General features: G+C 72.5%; 24 protein-coding genes. 6 read left to right on the top strand and 18 right to left on the bottom strand.

What is annotated here, in order from left to right:
* Positions 1-18: 18 nt before the first annotated feature.
* The 9 genes from E1293_RS15895 to E1293_RS15935 all read right to left on the bottom strand — a co-directional run bounded on the left by E1293_RS15895 (position 19) and on the right by E1293_RS15935 (position 8,247).
* Entirely contained in the window at positions 19-612 is a 594-nt protein-coding gene (locus E1293_RS15895; RefSeq protein ID WP_132198171.1) for a DUF6230 family protein, read from the bottom strand.
* A gap of 261 nt (positions 613-873) precedes the next feature.
* On the bottom strand, positions 874-1,485 hold the full coding sequence (locus E1293_RS15900) for a response regulator (RefSeq protein ID WP_132198172.1): 612 nt from the start codon (positions 1,483-1,485) through the stop codon (positions 874-876).
* An 87-nt stretch (positions 1,486-1,572) separates the two neighbouring features.
* Positions 1,573-2,238: a response regulator transcription factor gene (locus E1293_RS15905; protein ID WP_132198173.1), complete on the bottom strand. Its 666-nt coding sequence runs from the start codon at positions 2,236-2,238 to the stop codon at positions 1,573-1,575.
* A complete protein-coding gene (locus E1293_RS15910) occupies positions 2,235-3,572 on the bottom strand; it encodes a sensor histidine kinase (protein ID WP_132198174.1) in 1,338 nt (445 codons plus the stop codon). Before E1293_RS15910 ends, E1293_RS15905 begins: the two co-directional genes overlap by 4 nt.
* A gap of 58 nt (positions 3,573-3,630) precedes the next feature.
* Positions 3,631-4,638 (bottom strand): alpha/beta hydrolase, encoded by a 1,008-nt coding sequence (locus E1293_RS15915; protein ID WP_132198175.1) that lies wholly within the window; start codon positions 4,636-4,638, stop codon positions 3,631-3,633.
* Positions 4,639-4,640: 2 nt separating this feature from the next.
* The gene (locus tag E1293_RS15920; protein ID WP_132198176.1) at positions 4,641-5,780 is read right to left on the bottom strand and encodes an alpha/beta hydrolase; all 1,140 of its coding nucleotides are present in this window, start codon (positions 5,778-5,780) and stop codon (positions 4,641-4,643) included.
* A 31-nt stretch (positions 5,781-5,811) separates the two neighbouring features.
* Positions 5,812-6,708, bottom strand: coding sequence for a cytochrome P450 (locus tag E1293_RS15925; RefSeq protein WP_132198177.1), 897 nt, complete (start codon positions 6,706-6,708; stop codon positions 5,812-5,814).
* A gap of 97 nt (positions 6,709-6,805) precedes the next feature.
* The gene (locus E1293_RS15930; protein WP_132198178.1) at positions 6,806-7,453 is read right to left on the bottom strand and encodes a response regulator transcription factor; all 648 of its coding nucleotides are present in this window, start codon (positions 7,451-7,453) and stop codon (positions 6,806-6,808) included.
* Complete coding sequence (locus E1293_RS15935; RefSeq protein ID WP_132198179.1) at positions 7,450-8,247, bottom strand: sensor histidine kinase; 798 nt, start codon at positions 8,245-8,247, stop codon at positions 7,450-7,452. The genes E1293_RS15930 and E1293_RS15935 overlap by 4 nt, the downstream gene beginning before the upstream one ends.
* A 256-nt stretch (positions 8,248-8,503) precedes the next feature.
* Between E1293_RS15935 and E1293_RS15940 the strand changes: the two genes are divergently transcribed.
* Positions 8,504-10,066, top strand: coding sequence for a Rieske 2Fe-2S domain-containing protein (locus E1293_RS15940; RefSeq protein ID WP_132198180.1), 1,563 nt, complete (start codon positions 8,504-8,506; stop codon positions 10,064-10,066).
* A gap of 143 nt (positions 10,067-10,209) precedes the next feature.
* Positions 10,210-10,359, top strand: coding sequence for a hypothetical protein (locus E1293_RS47445; RefSeq protein WP_165978239.1), 150 nt, complete (start codon positions 10,210-10,212; stop codon positions 10,357-10,359).
* 1 nt (position 10,360) lies between these two features.
* On the opposite strand, the gene E1293_RS15945 is transcribed toward E1293_RS47445, so the two are convergent.
* The 9 genes from E1293_RS15945 to E1293_RS15985 all read right to left on the bottom strand — a co-directional run bounded on the left by E1293_RS15945 (position 10,361) and on the right by E1293_RS15985 (position 20,334).
* A complete protein-coding gene (locus tag E1293_RS15945; RefSeq protein WP_132198181.1) occupies positions 10,361-11,281 on the bottom strand; it encodes a hypothetical protein in 921 nt (306 codons plus the stop codon).
* A gap of 19 nt (positions 11,282-11,300) precedes the next feature.
* Positions 11,301-12,032, bottom strand: a complete 732-nt coding sequence (locus E1293_RS15950; protein WP_132198182.1) for a sugar transferase — start codon at positions 12,030-12,032, stop codon at positions 11,301-11,303.
* A gap of 4 nt (positions 12,033-12,036) precedes the next feature.
* The gene (locus tag E1293_RS15955) at positions 12,037-13,338 is read right to left on the bottom strand and encodes a lipopolysaccharide biosynthesis protein (RefSeq protein WP_132198183.1); all 1,302 of its coding nucleotides are present in this window, start codon (positions 13,336-13,338) and stop codon (positions 12,037-12,039) included.
* Complete coding sequence (locus E1293_RS15960) at positions 13,335-14,627, bottom strand: O-antigen ligase family protein (protein ID WP_132198184.1); 1,293 nt, start codon at positions 14,625-14,627, stop codon at positions 13,335-13,337. The genes E1293_RS15955 and E1293_RS15960 overlap by 4 nt, the downstream gene beginning before the upstream one ends.
* Positions 14,624-15,844, bottom strand: a complete 1,221-nt coding sequence (locus tag E1293_RS15965) for a glycosyltransferase (RefSeq protein ID WP_132198185.1) — start codon at positions 15,842-15,844, stop codon at positions 14,624-14,626. Before E1293_RS15965 ends, E1293_RS15960 begins: the two co-directional genes overlap by 4 nt.
* A 12-nt stretch (positions 15,845-15,856) precedes the next feature.
* Positions 15,857-17,047, bottom strand: a complete 1,191-nt coding sequence (locus E1293_RS15970) for a polysaccharide biosynthesis protein (RefSeq protein ID WP_132198186.1) — start codon at positions 17,045-17,047, stop codon at positions 15,857-15,859.
* Positions 17,048-17,049: 2 nt separating this feature from the next.
* On the bottom strand, positions 17,050-18,195 hold the full coding sequence (locus tag E1293_RS15975) for a DegT/DnrJ/EryC1/StrS family aminotransferase (protein ID WP_132198187.1): 1,146 nt from the start codon (positions 18,193-18,195) through the stop codon (positions 17,050-17,052).
* Between the two features lie 3 nt (positions 18,196-18,198).
* Positions 18,199-19,584: a YveK family protein gene (locus tag E1293_RS15980; protein WP_132198188.1), complete on the bottom strand. Its 1,386-nt coding sequence runs from the start codon at positions 19,582-19,584 to the stop codon at positions 18,199-18,201.
* A gap of 96 nt (positions 19,585-19,680) precedes the next feature.
* Positions 19,681-20,334 (bottom strand): response regulator, encoded by a 654-nt coding sequence (locus tag E1293_RS15985; RefSeq protein WP_132198189.1) that lies wholly within the window; start codon positions 20,332-20,334, stop codon positions 19,681-19,683.
* A 249-nt stretch (positions 20,335-20,583) separates the two neighbouring features.
* Between E1293_RS15985 and galE the strand changes: the two genes are divergently transcribed.
* From galE to E1293_RS16005, 4 genes are all read left to right on the top strand, one after another.
* On the top strand, positions 20,584-21,588 hold the full coding sequence (galE, locus tag E1293_RS15990; RefSeq protein ID WP_132198190.1) for a UDP-glucose 4-epimerase GalE: 1,005 nt from the start codon (positions 20,584-20,586) through the stop codon (positions 21,586-21,588).
* Positions 21,589-21,747: 159 nt separating this feature from the next.
* Complete coding sequence (locus E1293_RS15995; RefSeq protein ID WP_132198191.1) at positions 21,748-22,998, top strand: NAD(P)/FAD-dependent oxidoreductase; 1,251 nt, start codon at positions 21,748-21,750, stop codon at positions 22,996-22,998.
* Positions 22,995-23,717, top strand: coding sequence for a DUF1365 domain-containing protein (locus tag E1293_RS16000; protein WP_243716254.1), 723 nt, complete (start codon positions 22,995-22,997; stop codon positions 23,715-23,717). Before E1293_RS15995 ends, E1293_RS16000 begins: the two co-directional genes overlap by 4 nt.
* Complete coding sequence (locus tag E1293_RS16005) at positions 23,714-24,922, top strand: SAM-dependent methyltransferase (RefSeq protein ID WP_132198193.1); 1,209 nt, start codon at positions 23,714-23,716, stop codon at positions 24,920-24,922. The genes E1293_RS16000 and E1293_RS16005 overlap by 4 nt, the downstream gene beginning before the upstream one ends.
* The last annotated feature ends 16 nt before the right edge of the window (positions 24,923-24,938 follow it).

Here is a 24,938-nt window from a genome sequence, read left to right on the forward strand (position 1 = left end):
GGGTAGGGGTTCATGGCCTCAGAAGCACTCGCCGCCGAGCTTCATGCTGAGGTCGCTCAGCTTGAAGGTCCCCGCGGTGGTCGCCCACGCGACCTGCTTGACGTTGTTCAGCTGGATGCGGGACGCCTGCTGCCCGAACATCCCGGCCGCGCCCTGCTTGCCGTCCGGTCCCTTGTCCAGCGTGCTGGCGTCCCGGCCGATCTCGATGTTGGAGAACGTGGCGTCGGCGTTGAGCTGCTCGACGTCCAGGGTGAGGTCGCTGGCCTCGACGGGCTTGGCGCCGGTGCCGGCGGTCAGCCGCAGCGTGAACGGGCCGGCCTTGACCGACTGGCACATGTTGCGGATCTGCGCGGACTTGATGCCGGAGATCTGCACCGGGTGCTTGTCGCCGTTCTTGCTCGCGTCGACCCCGCCGTACTGGACGAAGCCCTGCCCGGTCAGCGAGTCGGCGCTCACCTTGAAGCTGCTGCCGGAGACGGCGAACGAGGAGGCGATCGAGCCCTGCGCGGTCATGAAGACCAGGGCGCCGGCGCCGATCGCGGCGGGGGCGGCGACGGCGGCGAACCGCTTCCAGCGGACGCGCCCGAGGGCGGCGTCGGACGAAGGGGTCATGTGTGGCTCCCGGGGGTCATGGTCCTGGGGGGACCGCGGTGACTCGGGTCACGTGTGTGACGCAGAGTGCAAGTTACCCCTAAGTACTTACTTGCGACAAACCGGACGAGTGTCTCAGAAGGTAAATTCTGCATCGCACTGACCTGCATGATCACCGTGAGCGCCGGTGCGGCCGCCTATGCGGGGTGCACCCGGGAACGACTACGATAAGTAATCGCTGACAGCCCGGCAAGGCCCCGGGCGCAGGGGATGCGGCGGGGGTCAGTCGCCGGTGGACAGGACGTCCAGCGCCAGCCGCAGGTCGGCGACGTGCGCTTCCAGCCGGTCGGCCGGCTCGCCGGACCGCACCCGGGCGACGTCCTGCTCGACCCGGGCGAGCCGCTCGTCGAGCGCCGTCAGCAGCCGGTCGCAGGCGGTCAGGGCGCCCTCGCCCTCGCCCGCCTCCAGTGTCTGGCGCAGCAGCCGCGCCTGCTGCGTGAGCTGCAGGTTGCGGCGGTGCAGCTCCACGAACACCGACACCTTCGCGCGCAGCAGCCACGGGTCGAACGGCTTGGTGAGGTAGTCGACGGCGCCGGCCGCGTAGCCGCGGAACGCCTGCTCGCCGGCCTCGCCGCCCGCGGTCAGGAAGATGATCGGGATGTCGCGGTTGCGCGGCCGGGACTTGATGTGCTCCGCGGTCTCGAACCCGTCCATGTCCGGCATCACGACGTCGAGCAGGATCAGCGCGAAGTCGTCGTTCAGCAGCTCCTTCAGCGCCCCCTGCCCGGAGGTGACGGGCACGACGTCCACGGGCAGCGCGTCGAGCACGGCCGCGAGGGCCGTGAGGTTCTCCTCGCGGTCGTCGACGGCGAGGATCCTCGTGTCGTTCGGCACCGGACTCCTTCGCGTCGGTGACAATGTGCCGTCCACCCTGCCACGTGTCTGCGAGCGGCAACAGTGAATCGCCGCAGAGTAAAATTTCTAGGGCAACCAGCCCGGTTTGACCAGCCCCGACTCGTAGGCGAACACCACGAGCTGCGCCCGGTCCCGCGCGTTCAGCTTCACCATCGTGCGGCTGACGTGGGTCTTCGCGGTGGCCGGGCTCACCACCAGGCGGGCCGCGATCTCCTCGTTCGACAGGCCCTCGCCGACCAGCGCCATGACCTCCCGCTCCCGCTCGGTGAGCGCGTTCAGCCGCGGCGACGGCGCCGGCTCCTTGGCCCGCGCGGCGAACTCGGCGATCAGCCGGCGGGTGACGCTCGGGGACAGCAGCGCGTCCCCGTCCGCGACGGCCCGGACGGCGTGGATCAGCTCCACCGGCTCGGTGTCCTTGACCAGGAACCCGCTCGCACCGCCGCGCAGCGCCTCGAAGACGTACTCGTCCAGCTCGAACGTGGTGAGGATCACGATCTTCACGCCGTCGAGCCGCTCGTCGGACGCGATCCGCCGGGTGGCCTCCAGGCCGTCCAGGCCGGGCATGCGGATGTCCATCAGGATGACGCTTGGCCGCAGCCGCCGCGCCTGCGCGAGCGCCTCCTCGCCGTCGCTCGCCTCGCCGACGACCTCGATGTCGGCCTGCGCGTCCAGCAGCGCCCGGAACCCCGCCCGCACCAGCACCTGGTCGTCGGCCAGCAGCACCTTGATCATTGCGCGTTCCTTCCGGGCGTGGTCGTGTCACCGGCCGTCTCAACGGGCGGGTCGCCGGACGTGTCACTGGGACCCGCGTCCAGTGGCAGCCGCGCCCGCACCCGGAACCCGCCCCCGGGCCGCGGACCGGCGTCGAACGCGCCGCCGAGCGCCGCCGCCCGCTCCCGCATGCCGCGGATCCCGCTGCCGGCCGGGCGGTCGTCCAGCAGGGACACGCCCCGGCCGTCGTCCTCGACCTCCACCGCGATCTCGTGCTCACCGTAGGCGATGCGGACCCGCGCCGTCACCGGGCCGGGACCGGCATGCCGGGTCACGTTCGTCAGCGACTCCTGGACGATCCGGAACGCGGCGAGGTCGGTGCCCGCGTGCAGCGGCCGGCGCCTCCCGGTGATCTGCGACTCGACCTCCAGCCCGGCGGACCGGGCGCGGCCGAGCAGGTCGTCCAGCCCGCCCAGCCCGGCGGTGGGGGCGCGCGGCGCGGTCTCGCCCTGCGCCCGCAGCGCGCCGATCACCCCGCGCATCTCGGTGAGCGCCTCCTTGCTGGCGTCCTTGATCGCGGCGAGCGCGGTCCGGGCCTGCTCGGGGTCGTCGTCCATCAGATGCAGCGCCACGCCCGCCTGCACGTTGATCATCGAGATGTTGTGCGCGAGGACGTCGTGCAGCTCGCGGGCCATCCGCAGCCGCTCCTCGCTGGCCTGGCGGCGCTCCTCCTCGGCCCGGGTGCGGGCCGTCTCGGCGGCCCGCTGCCCGCGCATCCGGATCAGCTCGGCGGTGACCAGCACGACCAGCGCCCAGCCGACGACGAAGACCGACCCGCCGAGGGTCGGCTCCTCGACCGGGAAGGGCCCGTCCTGCCCGCGCTCGGCGGCCGGGACGCCGATCAGCGCGGTGAGGCCGAAGAACGCCGCGAGGCCGGCGCCCGTCCCGGCCCAGACGATCAGCCGGTGCCCGGCGACGACGGCCGCCAGCATCGCGACGACCAGCGCCAGCGGCGCCGGGCCGTAGGTGTAGGCGCGCAGGAAGTACAGGGCCGTCACCACGGCGGTGGCGCACACCGTGAACACCGGGTGGCGGCGCCGGAGTAGCAGGAGGGCCGGCCCGCCGAGCAGCAGCGCGATGCCGAGCGCGTCCAGGCCGGTGTGCCCCATGGCGTCGCCGCTGCTCCGCTCCCAGGGCGGACCACCGGACGACCCACTTCCCGGACGATCGTGCTGCGCGCCCAGCGACCCCACGACCTGGATGAACGCGAGCAGCACCGGCACGACCCACACCGGCCAGGTCGAGGGCCGCGACCATTGCGGCCGTCCCTGGCCGTGCGGCGCTGAAGTGCTCATGTCTGCACGGTAAGTCATGGTGATCCGGCTCCACGTCGGCCCGGAGGAGTCAGCGCTCCTACTCCCCGGGAGGTACCCGCAGCCGTGCCCCGAGCCACGTCAGGACGTCCTTGGGCTTCTGGGCACCCGACGTCTCGGTCCGCATCGGAGGCTTGGCCAGGGCGGCGAACCGCTCGGCCTGCCCGGCCTCCTCGCTTCCCGTCCCGGCGGCGGCGAGGACCGACACCGGGGGCGGCGGGACGTGCTGGAGCCGCCACATGAGGTCGTTGCTCCGCCGGTACCCGTCGCTTCCCCCGTAGAGGTCACCGGCGGGCGTGGCGAACCGGCCGTTCAAGCTCGCGGCGGCGGCGAACCGGTCGGAGTGCAGCATCGCGAGCCGCACCGCGCACTGCCCACCCGTCTCGATCCCCGCCGTTCCCCAACCTGCCCGCGACCGGGGCACGCGGTAGACGGAGGCCACGGCCGCTGGAAGGTCCTGCGCGAGGTACGTCTCGGCTAGCCCGTCCCGCCGTCCGGGCACGTCCATGCAGGCGCCTTGGACTCCTACCGACACGTAGATCACTGGCTGAGCGCGTGGCACGTCCCGTAGCCACCTCGTGGGATCGCCGTCGGCGATGAGCATCACCACGGGGAGGGGCTCGGCGGCGTAGGCGGGCTGGAAGTACTGCGGCGGGAGGTGGGCGTACGCATCGGAGTTCACTCCGCTGCGGATGCCGTGGATCTTGAGGTGGTCGATGCGCCCGCCCTCGACCGGGTCGCGCTTGAGGGTGGTGCGGTCCACGAGTCCGCCTTCGGCCCCCTGCGGCTGGACGTGTTCGACCCGCACGTTCGCCGGATCGTTGCCCAGCAGGTCGTTCCACGTCGCGTAGAACACGAAGTACCGGTTGGCCAGCAGGACGATCGACGCGGTGAGCGTGACCTGCGTGGCCAGCAGCAGCCCGGACCGCGCCAGCACCGCCCGCACGCCCGGACCCGCGAGCCGCCGCCACAGCACGAGGGCCCCGGCCACGCCGCCGAGCGCCAGCAGGCACACGGGCCCGATGAGCGCGGCGCTGACCGGCTCCAACGTCACTCGCCCCGCAGCCGCGCGCTCAGCCACCTGATCGACGGCGGGATGTACTTCCGGAACGTCTTGAAGTTGTGGCCGCCGCTCGGCAGCAGGATCTCGTCCACCACCAGCGGCGGGCGCGCCGCCCGCATGAACGCGCGCGCCGACGGATACGTCTTCTCCCCGACGTCCGCCGACGCCACCAGGACCGACACGGGCGGCGCGGGGAGGTGCCGCAGCCGCCAGATCAGGTTGCCGCTCCGCCGAAGGGTCTCGCTGCCGCCGTAGAGGTCGCCGGTCGTAGTGTCGAGCAGCGCGTGGAAGTGCCCGGCCATGCTGACGGCGGCCGAGAACCGGTCGGAGTGCAGCATCGCGAGCTTCGCCGCGCAGTATCCGCCGGTGGAGTAGCCGGCGAGGCCCCATCCGGCGCGGTCCCGCGGGACGCGGTACGCCTCGGCGACCGCCTCGGGGACGTCCTGCGCGAAGAACGTCTCGACCTGCGGGCCGTCCGGTACGTCGGCGCACTCGGTGTCCCGGCCGCGCACGACGGTCGGCCGCATCATCACGTAGATCATCGGCTGGATCCGGCCGGCCGCCTGCGCGCGTGCCACGTCCTCGGGAACGTGCCCCTGGTGGATCCAGACGAGCCGGTCCGCCGCCGGGTACCCGGCCAGGAAGAGCACGACCGGGAGGCGCTTGGCGGCGTAGGCGCGCTGGAAGTACTGCGGCGGCAGGTACACGTACGCCTCGGACGACAGCCCCGTCCGGACGCCGCGGATGTCGAGGCGCTCGACCTGGCCGTCCTTCGCCGGGACGTGCTCGGCGCGCGGCCCCGGGCCGAGGCCCGCCTGGACCGTCCGGACGACCCGGGTCGCGGCGGCCGCGTTCGCCCCGGCCGGGTGGTGCCGCGCCTGCGCCGCCCCGCCGCCGGCGGCGCTCAGCACGTCCGTCCAGGAGCCGTAGAAGAGGTAGTGGGCGTTCAGGGCCGTGACGAGCGTCAGCAGGACGGCGAACTGGCAGCCGGCGATCAGCAGCGCGCGGACCCCGGCGGCGCGGATCCCGCGGAACGCGACGCGCGGCCACGCCCACACGGTCGCGGCCATGCAGCCGAGGGTGAGCAGGGTCAGCAGGCTGAGCGTCCCCCAGCTCGTGAGTCCCACGCACCTTCTACGAACCGCCGGCGGACGAGGTTCAGTAAGGGGTCCAGCGCATGGGCAGGTGGACGAAGCCGTGCCGGACGCTCGACCGCAGCATCACCGGCTCGCCCGCCATCTGCGGCAGCCCGGGGCGTTCGAGCAGCGCGACGAGCAGGGCGCGCAGGTGCACGCGGGCCAGCCGCGCCCCCAGGCACGCGCGGTGCCCGAACCCGAAGCACAGGTGGGTTCGGGGGCCCGTCAGGAACCGGTCGGCCACGAACAGCCCGGGATCGGGGAACACCTCGTCGTCGTGGTTCGCGGACACCAGCCACAGCGTGACGTCCTCACCGGCCAGCAGCGGCACGCCGCCGATGACGGTGCCGCGCTGCATCGTGCGCCGGACGTGCAGGACCGGCGTCCACCAGCGCAGCATCTCCTCGACGGCGCTGTCGACGAGCCGCTCGTCCCGCTGCTCCTCCCGGAGGCGGACGTACTCGGCGGGATGCCGCAGCAGCGCGTACAGGCCGCCGGAGAGCGTGTTGCGCAGGGTCTCGGGGAGGTCGGCGGCGACCTGGCCGACGAAGTCGACCGGCTCCCGGGGCGGGATCCGCGCCAGCATCTCCCGGGCCGGCGGGTCCATGTCGATCAGGGCGTCGTGCGCGCCGTCCGGCGGGTCGTCCGGCAGGGGGCCGTCCCCGCTCGCCGGGCCGTGCAGGACGCCGTCCACCTGCGGGGCGAACAGCTCCGGGTGGACGAGGGCATGGTGGACGTCGCCGTAGCGCAGCACGGCCCAGGCGCCCGGCCGTCCCGCCGAGCGCCCGTTCAGCCACACCACCGGCGTCCTCGTCCGGAGCCGTTCGAGCCGGTCGTAGGGGACGCCGCGGGCGTAGGTGTCCGCGGAGTCGAGGACCCCGGCGTCGGAGATGGGCAGCGCGCCTCGCCGTTGAGGCATGGAAACCTCCTCTACCAGGCCGACGCTAACGCGTCGGGGCCGAACCCTGAAGGGCCGGATTCGGCCGTCCCCCGGCCGCCGCCCGCCGAATCGCGCGCTAGCCGGCGAGCCACTCCCCGGTCTCCACGCTGACGAGGCCGTGCCGGGCCGCCTCGATCACGGCCTCCCGCTGCGAGTGCACGCCCAGTTTGGTCAGGACGCTCTGCACATGGCTGCGCGCCGTGCTGCGCGTCACGCCCATCGCCTTGGCGAGCGCCTGGGTGGACTCGCCGCGGGCCAGCCGCGTCAGCACCTCGCGTTCGCGCGGCGTGAGGAACTGCGCGACCTTCTGCGCCCGGCTGTGCCGGCCGGCGCCGCCGTGCCGGGCCACCTGGTCGACGACGACCTCGCCGGCCGCGACGCGGCGCAGGACGGTGAGGATGTCGCCGGCCTGCTGGCCCTTGTGCGCGAAGCCCCGCACGCCCGCCGCGACGCCCGCGTCCAGCACCGGCTGCTCCAGGAAGCCGGTCAGCACGACGAAGCTCGTCCGCGGGGACGCGGCCCGCAGCCGCGGCATCCAGTCGAGCGCGGTGCCGGTCGGGAACTGCAGGTCGATCAGGCAGACGTCGGGCTGCCTGGCGCGCAGCACCGGCAGCGCCTCGGAGGGGGAGTAGGTCACCCCGACCACGCTGTGCCCGGCGTCCGCCAGCACCAGCGACAGCGACTCGGCGAAGACCGCGTGGTCGTCGCACACGACCATTCTCATGGGTGCGGCCGCCAGTCGTCGGCGTGCGAGTCCGCCCGGACGACCGACTCCGGCGGCGGCGCGGCGGGCAGCAGCATGCGGACGCGCGCCCCGCCCATCTCGCAGGTGCGGATCTCCAGGCTGCCGCCGTACCCGGAGATGAGGTCGTGGACGATGCCGAGCCCGAGCGACGCCAGCCCGGGCCGGGCCGTCCCGCGGCCCGGCCCGGCGCCGAAGCCCGGCCCGTCGTCGTCGACCTGGATGACGACCCAGCCCCGGTCTGCCTCGACGCCCACGTTCACGCGCCCCTCGGCGACCCGGCAGGCGTTGTCGAGGACGTTGCGGACCGCGCGCCACAACGCGACCGGGTCCATGTGCGCCCACGCCTCGCCGCCGGTGAAGCAGACCTCGTGCGGGGTGGCGAGCCGCATCCCGGTGACGACCTCGGCGGTCAGGTCGTCGACCCGGATCCGCTCCGGCGCGGGCGGCGGCCGGTCGGCCCCGCCGTACCCGGTGTCGTCCTCGTCGAGCCGGCGCAGCAGGTGGTCGAGCCACCGCGTCTCGCCGAGCAGCTGGTCGATGCGGGCGCGGCTGGTGTCGCCGACGTCGTCGGCGACGACGACGGCCGAGGCCAGCATGATGATCGTGCCGAGCTCGTGCCGGATGTCGTGCCGCAGGCGCCGCCTCCACAGCACCTGCGCGCCGCGCCCGGACGCGCCCGCGTGGTCGTGGGCCCCGTGCCCCGCGGCGCCCGCGAGCGTCCCCACGCCCGCGGGGGCGTCCGCCGGCGAAGACCGAGCCCGCCCGTTGTTCATGAGGACCCCCGTCCGCTATTCCAGCACCCTGACGACCGTCACCCGGCGGCCCCTGCGATGTCCAGTCAATTGGCCGCAAGAGACCCGTGTATGACCGGTAGCGGTCATACCTGGGAAGGCGGTGAACTTCGCCCTTTACCAGGGCGTCCCACCCTTAATATGGGCGCCCGGTCAGAAAGCTTTTCATGCCGGTGACGTAGCCGCATTGCGCATTCCGGCGGGTGTGCCGGCGGGCCCCGGGCGAGACAGTCTTCGCATGCCTACGGTCACATTTATCGGACATGCGGGGGTGGCGGTGGACGCGACCGCGTTCCACCTGCTCGCGGACCCATGGCTCGCTCCAACCGGGGCCTTTCTCGGCGCCTGGCACCAGTATCCGAGGAACGATCACCTCGAACTCGACCCGATGCTCGACGCCGACTGGGTGGCGGTCTCGCACGAGCATCTAGATCACTTCGACCCGTGGGTCATCGAACGCCTTCCGGCGCGGACCAGAATCCTCATTCCGTGTTATCCCGGACCCGCCTTCCGGGAGCGCATGGCGGCCGCCGCCGGCGGCCGCCAGGTAATCGAGGTGGCACCCTGGGAGAAATTCCCGCTTGACAATCGGGGGTCCTGGCTTACCGTCATTCCGGAACTGTCGCCGATGTGCCACGATGCCGCCTTTTTGATCGTGGCGGACGGCCGCGGAATCCTGCACTGCAACGACGCGCGGCTCACCGCCGCGCAGGCCCGCCGCGCCAAGCACCTCGCGGGCGACCGGCTGGACCTGATGGCGCTGCAGACGTCCGGGGCGTCCTGGCACCCGATCTGCTACGAGTACCCGGCCGCCGAGATGGCGGCGGTCTCGACGGCCAAGCGGATCTCCAAGCTCCGCGCGGCGCAGCGGCTCGTCCGGCAGACCGAACCGGAGCTGGCCGTCCCGTTCGCCGGGCCGCCGTGCTTCCTGGACGCGGAGGTCGACCACCTCAACTGGGTGCTCGGCCAGGAGGAGGGTGCGTTCTGCGACCCGGAGACCTCCACCGAGTGGCTGCGCGAGCACCTCCCGGGGCAGCGCTGGGACCACTTCAAGCCCGGCGACGCCATCGACCTCGACACGGGCGTGATCACCCGCGACCCGGTCTCGGCGGAGTTCTCCTTCGCCGACGCCGACCGCGACGCCTACCTCGAGCGCTACGCCGCCGACCGCGCCGCCGCCATCGCCGGCGTCATGGCGGACTACCCCGAACCCGGCCCCGGCCTGGCCGACCGGTTCATCGCCCACTTCACCTACCTGGGCGGCCTCAGCGACTACTTCCTCCGCCAGATCGCGATGATCGTCCGGTTCGAGATCACCGGCCCCAACGGCGGCACCTGGGACGTCGACTTCTCCGCGGACGGCCTCACCGTGGCGGAGGCGTCCCCCGCCGTCCGCCCGCACTACCGCATCACCACCGCGGGCCGCTGGCTGGACGCCGTCCTCTCCGGCCGGATGGCCTGGGAGGACCTCCTCATCTCCTTCCGCCTCAGCCTCTACCGCGACCCCGACGTCTACAACGACTACCTGGTCGGCCTGCTCAAGCACGCCAACGCGCCCGCGCTGCAGGCCGTCGAGGCCTACGAGACCGGACGGGACGAGAGCGAGCGCATCACCGTCTCCTGCGACGGCGCCCGCTACGACATCCCCCGCTACTGCCCGCACGCCGGCGAGGACCTGTCGGTCGGCGCCGTGGTCCGCGACGGCCGCATCCACTGCCTGGCCCACAATTTCGCCTTCGACCTGGCCACCGGCAACTGCTTGAACGCGCGCGCGGCGAATCTCACGAGCCGGTTGCTTTGATTCGGAGCTCAGGCGCCCTGGGGGCGCCTGAGCTGGATTGCAGACGTGTCACAAACGGTTGCTGAGGGCATGTCCGGGACCTGGGCGTTGATCACAGGGTGTTAGAATTGCCTGGTTGTTGGGGGATTTAAGGGGTGTGCGGGTTGAGCCGCAGGAAGCTCGGCCTGGTGGCCGTTGCGTTCGTTCTGGTCGTCGGGGTTCTGGAAGTCGCCGCTTTGCGGCTCGGGTCGCTGGAGTTTCCCACGCCTGGGAATTCGCAGCCGGCGGTGGCCGACCAGCCGGGCGGGAAGTAGCTCAGCGGGCCGTGTTCCTGGCCTTCAGCAGGCTTTGCAGGTCGGGGTGGGCGCCGCCGGCCGCGTCGGAGAGGGACGGGCACGCCCACTCGTCCTGGCGGCCCCAGGAGTAGGAGATCTCCAGGGGCGGGCGCGGGGTGAGGCGGTCCCAGCGGGCGAGGATCTTGCGGAACTGGTCCTCGGTCGGCATCCAGTACTGCCGGTCGCCCTTGGAGCAGCTCTGCCCGAACGCCTGCAGGACGGGCGCGATCTTGGCGCGCGGGATGCCGGCGGCGTCCGCCATCCGGACCATCCGGTCGATCGCCCCGATGTCGCAGTGCTCGCGGGTCCTGGACGAGCCCTTGCAGGGGTAGGGGTCGAGGCCGACCAGGTCGACGCCGACGCGGTCCGGGGTGAGGGGCTTCATCGGCCAGTCGGTCAGCGAGATGAACGAGACCTGGCCGGGCGCGTGCTCCTTGACGTAGGCGGCGCGGCGGCGGATCTCCCCGGCGATCTCCGGGCACTCGCGGGGGTTCGGCTCGTCCGACAGGTACCACCCGTACACCTTGGGGTCGCGCCCGAACCGCTGGACGGCCTGCTGGAAGTCCTTCCAGTCGAGCTCGAAGCCGTCGCAGGTGAAGTTGCCGACCCAGAGGAGCGCCCGCATTCCGGCCGGGACGCCCGTGACCAGTGACGGGTCCGCTTTGACGTCGACCAGGTCGTAGCCGAGTTCGCGGAGGCGCGGGTAGTCCGACGGCTGGGTGTTCAGGGCGATCCGGTGCGTCTTGCCGGGTTCGGCGGCCGGGGTCCCCGGGGACGCGAGCGGGCCCCGGTACGGCTGGTAGCCGGACGCCCGGTGCTGCAGGTAGAGCAGGCATCCGGCCGCCAGGACGACGATGGCCGCGGTGGCCGAGATCTTGAACCGGACGTCCCGGACGTCCATGGCGGTCACTCTCCGTGGCTCAGGCGGCGGAGCCGGGCTCCTCGGCGCGGCGGATCGGCTTGTCCTGGGCGTCCCTCGGCCCGGCGACGTGCACCGGGAGGGGCGGGACCGGGATGCCGAGGATGTGCTTGACGGTGTCCCAGATCGCGCCGAGCGTGGCGCGCATCGACGGTTCCCGCAGGTAGACGGCGTCGACCGCGACCCGCGCGGGGACGATCCGCTCGATGTAGTTGACGAGGTCGACCTCCTCGCCCGGTCCGAGGACGTCGAAGTCGCGGAGCCGCACCTCGGACACGCCGGTCAGGCCGGGCCGGTGGTCGAAGATCCAGCGGCAGTCCGGGCCGTAGTGGACGGCGAGGTCGTAGGTCTCCGGACGCGGCCCGACGAGCGTCATCTGGCCGCGCAGGACGTTCATCAGCTGCGGCAGCTCGTCCAGCGACCACTGCCGCAGCAGCTTGCCGACCTTCGTCAGCCGCGGGTCGCAGTTGGCGGTGACGGCGAGGCCGCGGGCGCCCTGCCGCATCGTCCGGAACTTGTACATGGTGAACGGCCGCCCGCCCTGCCCGACCCGGGTCTGCCGGAACACGCCGGGACCCGGGCTGGACGCCCGCACCAGCAGGTAGATGACCAGCAGCGGGACGCTGAGCAGGAGCAGGCCGGTGACCGCGCCGGCGACGTCCAGCACGCGGCGCGGCCGGGACGGGGGGACGCCGTCGCACGGGTCGACGGGACGGCTCGCAAGCTCGGACATGGGGTCACCCCTTGTTCTTGGACGCGGAGTTCTTGACGTGCTGGAACCAGACCAGCAGCGCGGCCGTGGTGGCGACGAAGGAGATGGACGTGGCGATCGCGGCGCCGACCGCGCCGTGCGCGGGGATCAGGAACGCGCCGAGGACGACGACGACCACGAGGCCGATGCCCTGCCCGGTGGACGCGGCGCCGGGCCGTCCGACCCCGTAGAGGTAAGCCATGACGAGCCCGGTGACGCCGAACGTGACGACTCCGGCGAGCCGGATGTAGGTGGGCAGGACCGCGTCGTCGAAGACGTCCCCGAACACCCAGGGCAGTGCCGTCCCGGCGATGAGGGCGAGCGGCAGCGCGGCGAGTGCCGAGACGGCGAGCGCGGGCAGGATCAGGCGGGACGTCCGCTTCGTCGCCGTCTCCCGGTCCTCCTTGGCGAAGTCGGGGTACAGGACGTAGTTCACGGCGAGCCCCGGCAGCTGCACCAGCTCGGCGAACTTGCTCGCGACCGTGTAGACGCCGAGCACCTTCGGGCCGGCGAGCGCGCCGAGCAGCGCCATGTCGAACCGGAGTTGCAGCAGGTCGATGAGCTGGCCGAGGTAGCCGCGGAACCCGTACCCGGCGATGGTCCGGCCGAGCCGCCGGTCGGGGCGCCCCCACCCGGCGAAGAAGCCGCGCCGGGCGAGCCGCCGGGCGATCCACGCGGCGGCGGCGATGTCGGCGAGGACGAGCCCGGTGATCAGCGCGCCCGGCCCGTACCAGCCGGTCAGGATCACGAGGTAGATCGGCAGGAACACGAACTCCTCGACGGCGATGGCGAGGCTCGCGCCGGGCTGGTCGTCGGTCCCCTGGAGCAGGCCCTTGCCGACGGACACGAAGCCCTGGGTGAAGGACGGCGCCGCCGCCGCGACCGCGATCCATATCCCGAACGACTTGAAGAACACCAGGTAGACCAGCGGGCTGAGGGCCAGCCAGCCGACCCCGGCGACCACGGCGCCGATGACGGTCAGCCACGCCAGCGTGGGCCGCACCCGGCTCTGGTCGTAGTCGTCGCGGGCGAGGAAGAACGGCGCCGCGCCCGGCAGCCCGGCGCTCGACAGCTGGCAGAGCAGACCCGGCAGGATCCGGACGAGGGTGAACGCGCCGACGAGCTTGGGCCCGCCGATCCGCGCCACCATGATCGTGGCGAGGCCGAGCGAGGCGAGCGCGCCGACCCGTCCGGCCATGTTGCCGGCGACGAGCGCGATCAGCCGCCGCCGCAGCCGCGACTCCTGCGCGGGCGCGAGCACGGGGCGCGACTCCTGCGTGTCCGTCATCGGGCCTCCTCGCCTCCGAAGAGATCTAGGGCGGCTATCAGGCCGAAGAGCGCCCAGCCGTGGCGGTAGTGGAGGGTCTCGTAGAAGAGGCCGGAGATGAGGAAGACGGCGACGAGCGCGCCGAACAGCTCCGGCCGCGGGACGAGCCGCGCGTACTCGCCGGTCAGCGCGCCGCGGCGGGCGATGCGCACGCACCGCAGCAGCAGGACGAACACGAGCACGATGAGCGCGGCGCCCCCGAGGAAGCCGCGTTCCAGGACGGACGCCACATAGTCGTTGTGCGCCTCGCGGACGTAGGTCTCCTGCCGCACCAGCATCTGCTTCTCGGTCTGGCCGGGTCCGATGCCCCACGGGTGCGTCTGGTCGTCGATCATCTGGATGGTGGTGGCGAGGACGGTGCTGCGCGACTGGGTGCTCTCCCCGGTGGTCCGCCCGATGGAGTCGCGCAGGATGGGCGACGCGGCGCTCGCCTGGTCCAGCAGCGGCTGGATGTTGACCTGCGTGACGACCGTGGTTCCGGCACCGGCGACGAACACGGCGAACGCGCCGACGGCGATGGCGTGGTGCGCCTTGCCCTCGCGGAACAGCCGGAACAGGTAGCCGAGCAGGATCGCGATGACGAGCGCGAGCAGCCCGCCGTTCGAGCCGGTCAGGACCTCGGCGGCGAGCAGGATCCCGCAGACCGCCCAGCGCCGCTTCGGCGTCTCCGGGAAGCGGGTCGCCCGCGAGATGAAGAAGATGCAGATGAACCAGTTGGACGCGTAGTTGGCGTCGCCGAACGTGAACATCGCGCGTTCGCCGTCGAGCTGCTTGCCGGACATGGCCTCGATCCCCAGCACGAAGCCGACGATCATGACGATGGCGTAGCAGGTCCCGATCCAGACGAACGCGCGGAGCGCGACCTTCAGCAGCGACGGGTCGCGGCCGAGGTTGGCGATGCTCACCGCCCACAGGAGCACGAACAGGTCCTTGACCAGGGTGAGCGCGCCCGCGTCGTTGACGATGGCGGCGATCCCGCCCGCGATGATCGTCAGCAGGGTCGGCAGGAGGAACGGCCACCGGACGGGCAGCCGCCGCGTCCCCGCCCACATCAGCATCGTCGCGGTGACGCCGACGAGTGCGAGGTCGGGCAGGCCGGTGTTGCCGGGGCCGGGCGCGAGCCCGGCCGGCATCAGCATCGGCAGCGAGGCGATGCCCGCGACCAGCACCACGGCGGTGAGCCGCGTGCCGCGTCTCAGCGGCGGCGCGGGCTGCTCGGCGCCGGGCGGGGCCTCGATCATCGTGGTCATGGGCGGCCGGAGTTCCCTCGGTAGGTCTCGTCCAGGACGGTCCCGAGGTGCGCGGGCGAGAACCAGGAGCCGACCCGGGCGCGGGCGCGCTCGGCCATCCGCGCGGCGGCGGCCGGGTCGTCCAGCAGCGCCGACACCGCGCCCGCCAGGCCCTCGGGGTCCTCGGGCCGGACGAGCATCCCGGTCTCACCGGCGAGCACCAGGTCCTGGTTGGACGGGACGGCCGTCGCGACCAGCGGGATCCCCGCCCCGATCGCCTCGACCAGCACGCACGGCAGCCCCTCCCAGCGGCTCGCCATCGCCATCACGTCGAACGCGGGCAGCACGGCGGCGACGTCGCCGCGGTGCCCGAGCCAGCGCATCCGCTCGCCGATGCCGAGCCTGGCGGTGAGGGCCTCCAGCTCGCCGGCCATCGGGCCGCCGCCGACCCACAGGCCGAACACGTCGTCCGGCAGCCGGGCGATCGCGCGGGCGAAGACCTCCGGGCCCTTCTGGAACGTCAGCCGGCCGACCGACCCGACGACCTTCACGCCGAGCGGCAGGTCGAGGCGGCGGCGGGCCTGCGCGCGGGAGCCGGGCGCGGTCGCGTAGGCGTCCACGTCCACGGCGGGCCACGACAGCCGGACCCGCTCCGGCGTCGTCAGCCCGAGGCGCAGCGCCGTCGTCACCGTCTCCGACCCGATCGCGAGGAACGCGTCGGTGCGTTTGGCGGCGATCCGTTCGAGACCTATATATACGCGTCGCCGCGCCCACGACTGGAACTCGTTGAACGGGAACCCGTGCCACGTGTGCACGATGCGCGGCACCCCGGCGCGGGCCGCCGCGACCCGTCCGATCACGCCGCCCTTGGCGCTGTGGGTGTGGACGACGTCGTAGCGTCCGTCCGCCAGCACGCGGGTCAGCGTGCGCAGTGCCGCCATGTCGTCGCGCGGCGAGATCTGCGGCACCAGCGGCCCCACCTGGACGATCTCCATCCCGGCCGCGTGCGCCGCGGGAGTGAGGTCACCGGCGGCGGCGTTGGCGACGGCCTCGTCCCCGAAGAGGACGCCGTTGCCGGTGGACGAGGCCGTACTGTCCATGCCGACGCCGCCGGTGACGATCGCGCGCTCGTAGTCGCCGTCCGGCAGGGCCAGCGCGCCGTTCAGCGCGACCTGGCCGGCGCCCCCGTTGAACCGGGTGATCACCGTGGCGACTCTGAGCTTCCTCGTGGTGGTCATCTGATGCGCACCTCACAGGCCGGGTGGGTCGGGGCTGCACCCCGCGTCGCAGAGGCGGGACGGCCCGGGCGGCGGGGGCTCGCCGGCCGGCTCCGGGCGCCGGACCGGGCGGTACTCGGGCAGCAGCCGGCGCAGCAGCAGCCGCACCGCGTCGTCGTCGCCGGCGCCGGCCGCGGCCTCCAGCTCGTCCAGCAGCTGGGGGAGCCCGGCGGGCGGCGCGGCCGGCCGGGTCGCCCAGATCTTCGGGTGGGCGGTGCGGATCCGGCGCTCGGAGTCGGCGAACACCTTCTCCGCGAGCTTCTCGCCGGGGCCGAGCCCGCTGAACCGGATCGTCACCACCGGCAGCCGCAGCTGCTCGGCGTACCGGTGCACGAGGTCGATCACCGGGACGGGACGGCCCATGTCCAGGACGAACGTCTCCGCCTCCTCCGCCATCGCCGCCGCCTCGATCAGCAGGCCCGCCGCCTCCTCCACCGTCATGAAGTGGCGGGCCACCTCGGGATGGGTGATCGTGACGACCTCGCCGGTGGAGATGCGGTGCGCGAGCAGGCTCAGCAGCGGCCCGGCCGCGCCGATCACGTTGCCGACCCGGACGGCGGCGAAGCACGTCGGGCCGCCCGTCGCCGTCCGCAGCAGCAGCTCGCCGAGCCGCATCGTCGCGCCGAACACCGAGGTCGGGTCGGCGGCCTTGTCGGACGAGACGAGCACGAGCCGCTGCACGCCGTGCCGCACCGCGGCGTCGATCAGGTGCCGGGTGCCGAGCACGTTGACGGCGACGCCGCGGCACGGGTCCCGCTCGACCTCCGCCAGCTCGTTCCGCCCGGCCATGTGGAAGACCAGGTCGGGGCGGAGGTCCGCGACGACCTGGTCGACGCGCCGCCCGTCCCGGACGTCGGCCAAGGCGACCGTGACGCCGGGGAGCCCCGGGCCGAGGCCGGCCAGCTCCCGGCCGAGGCCCGCCAGGCCGTCGCCGTCCTTGTCGACCAGGCACAGCGCGGCCGGGTCGAGCCGCCGCAGCTCGTGGCAGAGCGCCCGGCCGACCGTCCCGCACGCCCCGGTGACCAGCACCCGCCGGCCCCGCACGAGCCGCCGCGCGCGATGGCCCGCCATGACGACCTCGTCCCGTCCCATGAGCAGGGCCAGCGGGCTGGCCGGGACCGGCACGGGGGCCGCGGCGCGGCGGCGCGGCAGGAAGCGTCGCATGGTCAGCCCCGGGCCCGCAGCGCCTCGGTCAGTGCGGACACCACGCGCTCCTGCCCGCCGGCGGTGAGCCCCGGGTACAGCGGCAGCGACAGCAGCTCCTCGCCGACCCGGTCGGTCACCGGCACCCGCGCGCACTCGTCCGCGCCGAGGATCTCCACGTAGGCGGTCATCTGGTTCGCCGGGATGAAGTGCACCGACGTCGCGACGCCCGCCGCCTCCAGCTCGCTGCTGACCGCGTCCCGGTCCGGCACGCGCACCTGGTAGAGGTGCCAGGCGTGCTGGATCCCGTCGAGGTTGCGCTGCGGCAGGACGAGACCGGGCAGGTCCTTGAGCGCCTCGTCGTACCGCGCGACGAGTTCGGCGCGCTGCCGCTGCCAGCCGGGCAGCGCGGCGAGCTGCGCCCGCCCGATCGCCGCCTGGACGTCGGTCATGTTGGCCTTCAGCCCGACCGTCTTCACGTCGTACCGCCAGCTGCCGCCCGGCAGGTACCGCTTCCAGGAGTCCTTGCTCATCCCGTGCATCCGCGTCGCGCGGACCCGGTCGGCGAACTCCTGGTCGCTGGACGCGACCGCGCCGCCCTCGCCGATCGGCATGTTCTTCGTCGCGTAGAAGGAGTAGCACGCGGCGAACGACTCCGAGCCGACCGTCCTGCCGCCGCGCGCGGCGCCGGGGCCGTGGGCGGCGTCCTCGATGACCCTGGTCCGGTCGAGGCCGGCCGCCCCGGCGAGCGCGGCCACGTCCACCGGGTACCCGCCCTGGTTCTGGACGATCATCGCCCGCGGGGTCACGCGCCCGGCCGCCGCCTTCACCGTCTCCGGGCTCGGCACCAGCGTGTCCGCGTCGATGTCGACGAACACCGGCCGGAGCCCCGCGTGCAGGATCGCGTTGATCGCGCCGCAGAACGTCAGGCTCGGCGTCAGCACCGCCGACCCCTCCGGCAGGTCCAGGGCGCGCAGGCACAGTTCCAGCGCGGTCGTGCACGAGGCGACCGCGACGACGTGCGCGGCGCCCAGGTGGTCGGCGAAGTCCTGCTCGAACGCGGCCGTCTGCGGCCCCGTCGTGATCCACCCCGAGTCGAGCACCTTGACGACGGCGTCGGACACCTCGCCGGACACCGACGGGATCGTGAACGGAACGGACGAACTCATCTGCTACCCCTTGCTCGTGCGGTTGGGGATCTTCCGGGACGCGGCGACGACGCCGAGCAGCGGCCAGCCGGACGCGGCGACCAGGTCGCGGACCGTCTCCAGCCCCGCCACCCGCGTCACCGGGCCGACCACCACGACCACGCCGACCTCGTCGTCCGAGCCCGGATCGATGTCCTCGAACGCGTGCACGTGGCAGAGCTGGCGGAGTTGGACCGGCTGGGTCACCTCCGACGGGGACACCTCGCCCGGCTTCTTGGTGATGACGGCGGTGCCGGCGCCGGCGCGGACCACCGACGTGCTCTTCTTCCCGCCGGACCCGCTGCTGTTGAGGGACGGCCCGCCGCCTTCGGGCGGCGGCCCCTGCCCCTCGTCGGGCTTGTCGGTTCCGCGTCCCGGCCGGGTTTTGACGACCTTCGTCTCGTCCCCGTACACGGCCGACGCGACCGCCGACACCAGGTCCGGCGGCAGCGGGCCGGGCGCGCCGACCAGCGTGATCCGCCCGACGCCCTCCTTCTTCGCGGCGAGCCGGATCCGCCGGCCGAGGTCGGCGAGCCGTGCCGGGCCGGCGTCGGCCCAGCCGAGCAGCGGCACCCCGAGCCTGCGTGCGACCCGCCGCTGCCCCGGGATCGTGGGACGCACCATCTCCGTCACCACCGCGATCAGGATCCCGCCGATCAGCCCGACCAGGCCCGCGATCGACGCCATCATGACCACCGGGTTCGTGCGCGGCGCCAGCACCGCCGGCTGCACCACCGACGCCGTCCCCGCCGACGACAGCTGCGTCTGCAGGTCCGACCGGTTCGAGCGCAGGTCGGTCAGCTCCGCCTGCACCCGCTCCCGCTCGTTGGCGGCGCCGATGTCGGGGTCCGGCTGCGCGCCCGCCCGCTGCGACAGCGGCCCGAGCTTCTTCTCCAGGTCCCGGACGCGCTCGTCGATCTCGTCCATCTGCTGCTTGATCGAGCCCTGGTTGGACTCGTTGATCTCCTTGACGACGGCGGCGCCGATCGCGTCCGCCAGCCGCCGCGCCACCCCCGGGTCGCGGTCCTTCACCGACAGCTCCACCACCGTGGACGTGCCGAGCCCGGTCACCCCGATCGCCTTGGCGACCTTCGCCGGCCGCCGCTCCACGCGCTGCCGGCGCAGGATCTCGCTCAGCAGGGTCTCGCTGGTCGCGAACGCCTTCACCTGGCTGACCACGATGGACACGCCCGCGTCCCCGGGCGCCGCGTCGGTCGCCTTGCTGCTCGCCTGCAGCCGCGCCCCGGCCGTGTACGGCGGCTCCTGCCCGCTCATGACCGCGCCCACCAGCAGCAGCGGAAGAACCGTCATGGCCAGCAGGAGCGCCCAGTAGCTGCGCACCACCCGCGCGGCGACTTCGTCGATCTCCACGATCTTCCCTCCGGCTTCGTCACGGCCGAGCGTAGGAAGCCGCCATCGCGGAGCAATCGCCCAAAAGACGACCCTGGTCTACGCCGTTTGCAGGGGTCAGCCGGACGGGCGCATGCCGGCGCGCATCGCGAGCGTGATGGCCTCCAGCGCGGAGTGCATGTCGAGCTTGGCCAGCAGGTTCTGCGTGTGCGTCCGGACGGTGTTGGCCGACAGGCCGAGCCGCTCGGCGATCTCCGCGCGGTTCAGGCCGTCCACCATGCACTGGAGGACCTCGCGCTCGCGCGGCGTCAGGCCGGCGAGCAGGTCACCGCTCGGCCCGCCGGCGTCCTGCGTCAGCCTCCGCAGCACCTCGCCGAGCACGTCCGGCGGGATCCAGCCGCCCTGCCGCGCCGCCGACCGGATCACCCGCGCGACCAGGTCGGCGCTCTCGGTCTTGCCGAGCCAGCCCACCGCGCCGCGCCGGACCGCCTGCACCAGCACGTCCAGCTCCGTCATCGCGGTCAGCACCACGACCCGCACGTCCGGGTGCCGCTCGCGGACCCGGTCCAGGACGTCCAGCCCGCTCTCCGCGCCCAGCGTCAGGTCGAGGACGAGCACCCGCGGGCGCTCGGTGGCGGTCAGCGCGAGCGCGCGCCGCCCGTCGGCGGCGATCGGCAGGATCACCAGATCGGGCTCGCGCCCGAGCCGCGCCGCGAGGGCCTCGGCGAACAGTGCGTGATCGTCCACGATGAGGACGCGGATCCGTTCCATCCACCGACCATGACCGGTGCGGGGGCCCGGCGGATCCCGCAAACGCTGTACTCGTTTCGGACGCCCGATTGCCGCCGCGCCCCGCCGCCGGCCGCCGCGGGGAGGACTCGTGCGCGGACGCGGCGGGCCGCCGCCCGGTTCACGCCCGTCCGGAGGCGGTCACCTGGAGTGCGGAACGTTGACCGTCCGCTGCCGGCTGCTGATCCTGTGGCTGTTCAAGGGGACGCACTGGCCTGCAGGGGATGCCACATGAAAGTGCTGATCACTGGGGGAGCCGGGTTCATCGGCAGCACGATCGCCTCCGCCTTCGTCGAGCGCGGGGTCACCCCCGTGGTGCTCGACAGCCTCATCACCGGCCGGCAGGAGTTCACCGCCGGCAAGATCTTCTACCAGGGCGACATCGGGGACGGGGACCTGGTCGACGAGATCTTCCGCGACCACCCCGACATCATCGCCACCGTGCACTGCGCCGCGCTGATCGTGGTGCCCGACTCGATGACGGACCCGCTGCGCTACTACCGGGTCAACCTCTCCAAGACCCTCGACCTCGCGGGGCACCTCGTCCGCAACGGCTGCGACCGGATGATCTTCGCGTCCACCGCGGGGATGTACCGCCCGGAGCCGGACCTCTCGGTCACCGAGACGTCCTTCCTCGAACCGCAGAACCCGTACACCCGCTCGAAGATGATGGCGGAGCTCCTCCTGCAGGACTTCGGCAAGGCCTACGGCCTGCGCGTCATCTCGCTGCGCTACCTGAACCCGATCGGCGCCGACCCGCGGCTGCGCACCGGCCTGCAGAACAGCAAGCCCACGCACGCCCTCGGCAAGATGATCGAGTGCTACACCCTGGGCGTCCCCTTCAAGATCACCGGAGTGGACTGGGAGACCCGGGACGGCACCGCGATCCGCGACTACATCCACGTCTGGGACATCGCCCGCGCCTTCTACGAGGCCGCCGCCCGCTTCGACTCGATCATCCCGCCGGTCGGCGACCACTCGCGCTACGAGGTCGTCAACCTGGGGACGGGCGACGGCACCACCGTCCGCGAACTGGTCGCCGCCTTCCGCGAGGTGGTCGGCGACGGGTTCGCCGCGGAGGACGCGCCGGCCCGCCCCGGCGACGTCGTCGGCGCCTACGTCGACCCGGCCAAGGCCTGGGACCTGCTCGCCTGGAAGCCCGAATACACCATCGAGGACGCCATCCGCCACTCCCTCCAATGGGCCGACCGGCGAAGGGAACTCGACGTCGCCTGACCCCGGCTCGCCCCGCGGCGTGCTGCCCACCCACCGGGCAGCACGCCGCTTCGGTCCGCCCCGCGTGATGTGGTTCACGTCGGGTCGGACCCGTCCATCCGCCCTCCGGCTCCGAACTCCCGGTGTGAGGGCCCGGAGACGGGGCCGGGAGGGACGGATGTGCCAGGACGGCGGACGATCGCGGTCATCGGAGGCGGCGTCTCGGGGTTGACGGCCGCGCACGTCCTGCAGCGGACGTGCGACGTCACCCTGTACGAGGCCGACGAGCGGCTCGGCGGGCATGCGCACACGCATGACGTCGCTGAGGGGGCGGGGCTGCTCGCCGTCGACAGCGGGTTCATCGTGCACAACGACCGGACGTATCCGCTGCTGCGCCGGCTCTTCCGGGAGCTGGACGTGCCCACGCGGGACACGGAGATGAGCATGTCCGTCGCCTGCGGAGGCTGCGGGCTCGAATATGCGGGGGCGCTCGGGCCGTCCGGGTTGTTCGCCACGCCCCGGTCGCTGGTGCGTGGACGGTATTTGCGCATGCTGCGCGAGATTCCGCGTTTCCATCGAGCGGCGCGTGCGCTCTTGGGCGATCCGGGTGACCAGCGGACGCTGGACGAATTTCTACGAGGGCGTTTCTCGTCCTACTTCCGCGCGCATTTCATGACGCCTCTGGTGGCGGCAGTGTGGTCTTGCGCCCCCGAGACCGCCGGCCGCTACCCGGCCCGTTATCTGTTCACGTTCCTGGAAAACCACGGAATGCTCTCCGTGAACGGTTCGCACCACTGGAAGACCGTCGTCGGCGGCTCGCGGACGTATGTGGAGCGGGTGGCCAAGGCATTGACCGCCGTGCACACATCCGCGCCCGTGCGGGCAGTGCGGCGAATGGCTGATGGCGTTGAGGTCCGGGATGAGTCAGGGCAGGCTCGCCTCTTCGACGGCGCCGTCATCGCCACGCATCCGGACCAGGCGCTGGCAATGCGTGCGGACCCAGGCGTGGCGGAGAAGCAACTACTCGGCGCGTTCACGTATTCGCGTAATCCGACGGTATTGCACACCGACGACCGGGTGCTCCCGAAGGCGAACACGGCGCGGGCGGCCTGGAACTACAGCATGGAATCGTGCGAGGCCCGTCCCGGGCATGTCCGCGTGCACTACGACATGAATCGGCTCCAAGGGCTGCCCGGCGATCGTCCGCATGTCGTGACGTTGAACGGCGACGTCGCCGACGAGCACGTGCTGGCGCGCATGGTCTACGAGCATCCCGTCTACACGCCCGAGTCCGTGGCCGCGCAGGGGCGGCTGCACGAACTGAACGACGGTGTTCTCGCCTATGCGGGCGCCTATCACGGGTGGGGCTTCCATGAGGACGGTTGCCGTTCGGGCGTTGAGGCAGCCGCTTCGCTGGGAGGTGTCTGGTGACCCCGGCGCTGTACGAATGCACGCTGACCCATGTCCGCCCGTCTCCTATCCGCAACGCATTCCGCTATGGGACGTATCTGTGGCTCATCGATCTGGATGAGCCACCGCGCCTGCCCTGGCCTCTGCGGATGCTGGCGGGTTTCAATTCCCTGGACCATGGTGAAGGTGCGAGCACGTCGATCAGAGACGACCTGGATGAATTCCTCCTCCAACGAGGATATCTGTCGGCGCCGCGACGAATACTGATGCTCGCTCACGCGCGGGTCCTGGGCCACGTCTTCAACCCGCTCACCGTCTACTGGTGTTTCGCATCGTCCGGCGAGCTGCTGTGCGTGGTCGCCGAAGTCCACAACACCTACGGCGGGCGCCATCGCTACCTCCTGCACACCGACGCAAGAGGACGAGCAGAGACCGGCAAAGAGTTCTACGTGTCGCCCTTCTATCCGGTTGAGGGCGCCTACCGGATGAGCCTGCCCCTTCCGGACGAGCGACTCGCCCTCACCATCGCACTCCACACAACGCCGGGCGACGCGCCATTCATCGCGACACTGCGCGGCACGAGGCGGCGCGCGAACACGCCCGGCCTGCTCGCCGCGTTCGTCCGCCATCCGTGCGCGCCACTGGCCGGCGCGGTCCGCATCCGCGTCCAGGGGATCCGGCTGTACCTGCGGGGGCTCCGCCCACACCCGCGTCCAAGGACATCCCAGGGGGATTCATGACCACCACGCACGTCGACCTGGCGGCCTGGCCGGACGTGGCCGCCGTGCCGAGGCCGGGCATTCGGGCCGCCGTGGCCCGCCGGCTGTTCGAGCACGCGGTGTCACGGCTGCCGATCACCGTCACCTACGGCCCGCCGAGATCCGAGACCACCGGCCCGGTCATGCGCATCGCACGCCCGGACGCCTTCTTCGCACGCCTCGGCGACTCGGGCCTCATCGGCTTCGGCGAGTCGTACATGGCGGGGGACTGGGAGGCCGACGACCTGCCCGCATTGCTGACCACCTTCGCCGAGCGCCTGCCCGCACTCGTCCCGAAGCCGTTGCAGCGGTTGCGCCGGATGGCCGTCCGGCCGCACCCGGCGGACGAGGACGGCGACCTCGACGGCGCCCGCCGCAACGCCGCCCACCACTACGACCTCTCGAACGACCTGTTCGCGCTGTTCCTCGACGAGTCGATGACCTACTCGTCGGCGCTGTTCGACGGGCAGGACGACCTGGCCGCCGCGCAGCGCCGCAAGATCGACCGGCTCCTCGACCTGACCGGGGTCGGGCCGGGCACCCGGGTCATGGAGATCGGCACCGGCTGGGGCGAGCTGGCGGTGCGGGCCGGCCGGCGCGGCGCCCGGGTCGAGTCGCTGACGCTGTCCACCGAGCAGCGCGACCTGGCGACGGCACGGGTGGCGCGGGCCGGCCTGGCCGAGCGCGTCCACGTCGCCGTGCGCGACTACCGCGAGGCCGAGGGCGTGCACGACGTGGTGCTCAGCATCGAGATGATCGAGGCGGTCGGGGAGCGGCACTGGCCGGAGTACTTCGCCACGCTGCACCGGCTCCTCGCGCCGGGCGGGCGCACCGGCCTGCAGGCCATCACGATGCCGCACGACCGGATGCTCGCCTCCCGCGGCACCTACACGTGGATCCAGAAGTACATCTTCCCGGGCGGCCTGCTCCCGTCCACCGAGGCGATCGAGAAGCACGCCGCGGCGGCGGGTCTCGTCCCGACCGACCGCTTCGCCTTCGGCCCGCACTACGCCGAGACGCTCCGCCGCTGGCGGGACCGGTTCACCGAATCGGAGCGCGAGGCGGCCGCATTCGGTTTCGACCACGTCTTCCGCCGCATGTGGAAGTTCTACCTCGCCTATTCGGAGGCGGGATTCCGATCCGGCTACCTCGACGTCCACCAGTTCCTCTTGAGGAAGCACGCATAGCGACGTGGAGCATTGG

The sequence above is a fragment of the Actinomadura darangshiensis genome (assembly GCF_004349235.1).
In the GTDB taxonomy this organism is placed as follows: domain Bacteria; phylum Actinomycetota; class Actinomycetes; order Streptosporangiales; family Streptosporangiaceae; genus Spirillospora; species Spirillospora darangshiensis.

What these genes read in the sequence shown, in the direction of transcription:
- E1293_RS15945 (WP_132198181.1), bottom strand. Translation starts at nt 11,281, where the DNA reads ATGGACGTCCGGGACGTCCGGTTCAAGATCTCGGCCACCGCGGCCATC.
- E1293_RS16005 (WP_132198193.1), top strand. Translation starts at nt 23,714, where the DNA reads ATGACCACCACGCACGTCGACCTGGCGGCCTGGCCGGACGTGGCCGCC.
- E1293_RS15975 (WP_132198187.1), bottom strand. Translation starts at nt 18,195, where the DNA reads ATGAGTTCGTCCGTTCCGTTCACGATCCCGTCGGTGTCCGGCGAGGTG.
- E1293_RS15970 (WP_132198186.1), bottom strand. Translation starts at nt 17,047, where the DNA reads ATGCGACGCTTCCTGCCGCGCCGCCGCGCCGCGGCCCCCGTGCCGGTC.
- E1293_RS15910 (WP_132198174.1), bottom strand. Translation starts at nt 3,572, where the DNA reads ATGAGCACTTCAGCGCCGCACGGCCAGGGACGGCCGCAATGGTCGCGG.
- E1293_RS15935 (WP_132198179.1), bottom strand. Translation starts at nt 8,247, where the DNA reads ATGAACAACGGGCGGGCTCGGTCTTCGCCGGCGGACGCCCCCGCGGGC.
- E1293_RS15985 (WP_132198189.1), bottom strand. Translation starts at nt 20,334, where the DNA reads ATGGAACGGATCCGCGTCCTCATCGTGGACGATCACGCACTGTTCGCC.
- E1293_RS15955 (WP_132198183.1), bottom strand. Translation starts at nt 13,338, where the DNA reads ATGACGGACACGCAGGAGTCGCGCCCCGTGCTCGCGCCCGCGCAGGAG.
- E1293_RS15925 (WP_132198177.1), bottom strand. Translation starts at nt 6,708, where the DNA reads ATGCCTCAACGGCGAGGCGCGCTGCCCATCTCCGACGCCGGGGTCCTC.
- E1293_RS15960 (WP_132198184.1), bottom strand. Translation starts at nt 14,627, where the DNA reads ATGACCACGATGATCGAGGCCCCGCCCGGCGCCGAGCAGCCCGCGCCG.
- E1293_RS15940 (WP_132198180.1), top strand. Translation starts at nt 8,504, where the DNA reads ATGCCTACGGTCACATTTATCGGACATGCGGGGGTGGCGGTGGACGCG.
- E1293_RS15930 (WP_132198178.1), bottom strand. Translation starts at nt 7,453, where the DNA reads ATGAGAATGGTCGTGTGCGACGACCACGCGGTCTTCGCCGAGTCGCTG.
- E1293_RS15965 (WP_132198185.1), bottom strand. Translation starts at nt 15,844, where the DNA reads ATGACCACCACGAGGAAGCTCAGAGTCGCCACGGTGATCACCCGGTTC.
- E1293_RS15895 (WP_132198171.1), bottom strand. Translation starts at nt 612, where the DNA reads ATGACCCCTTCGTCCGACGCCGCCCTCGGGCGCGTCCGCTGGAAGCGG.
- galE (WP_132198190.1), top strand. Translation starts at nt 20,584, where the DNA reads ATGAAAGTGCTGATCACTGGGGGAGCCGGGTTCATCGGCAGCACGATC.
- E1293_RS15950 (WP_132198182.1), bottom strand. Translation starts at nt 12,032, where the DNA reads ATGTCCGAGCTTGCGAGCCGTCCCGTCGACCCGTGCGACGGCGTCCCC.
- E1293_RS15905 (WP_132198173.1), bottom strand. Translation starts at nt 2,238, where the DNA reads ATGATCAAGGTGCTGCTGGCCGACGACCAGGTGCTGGTGCGGGCGGGG.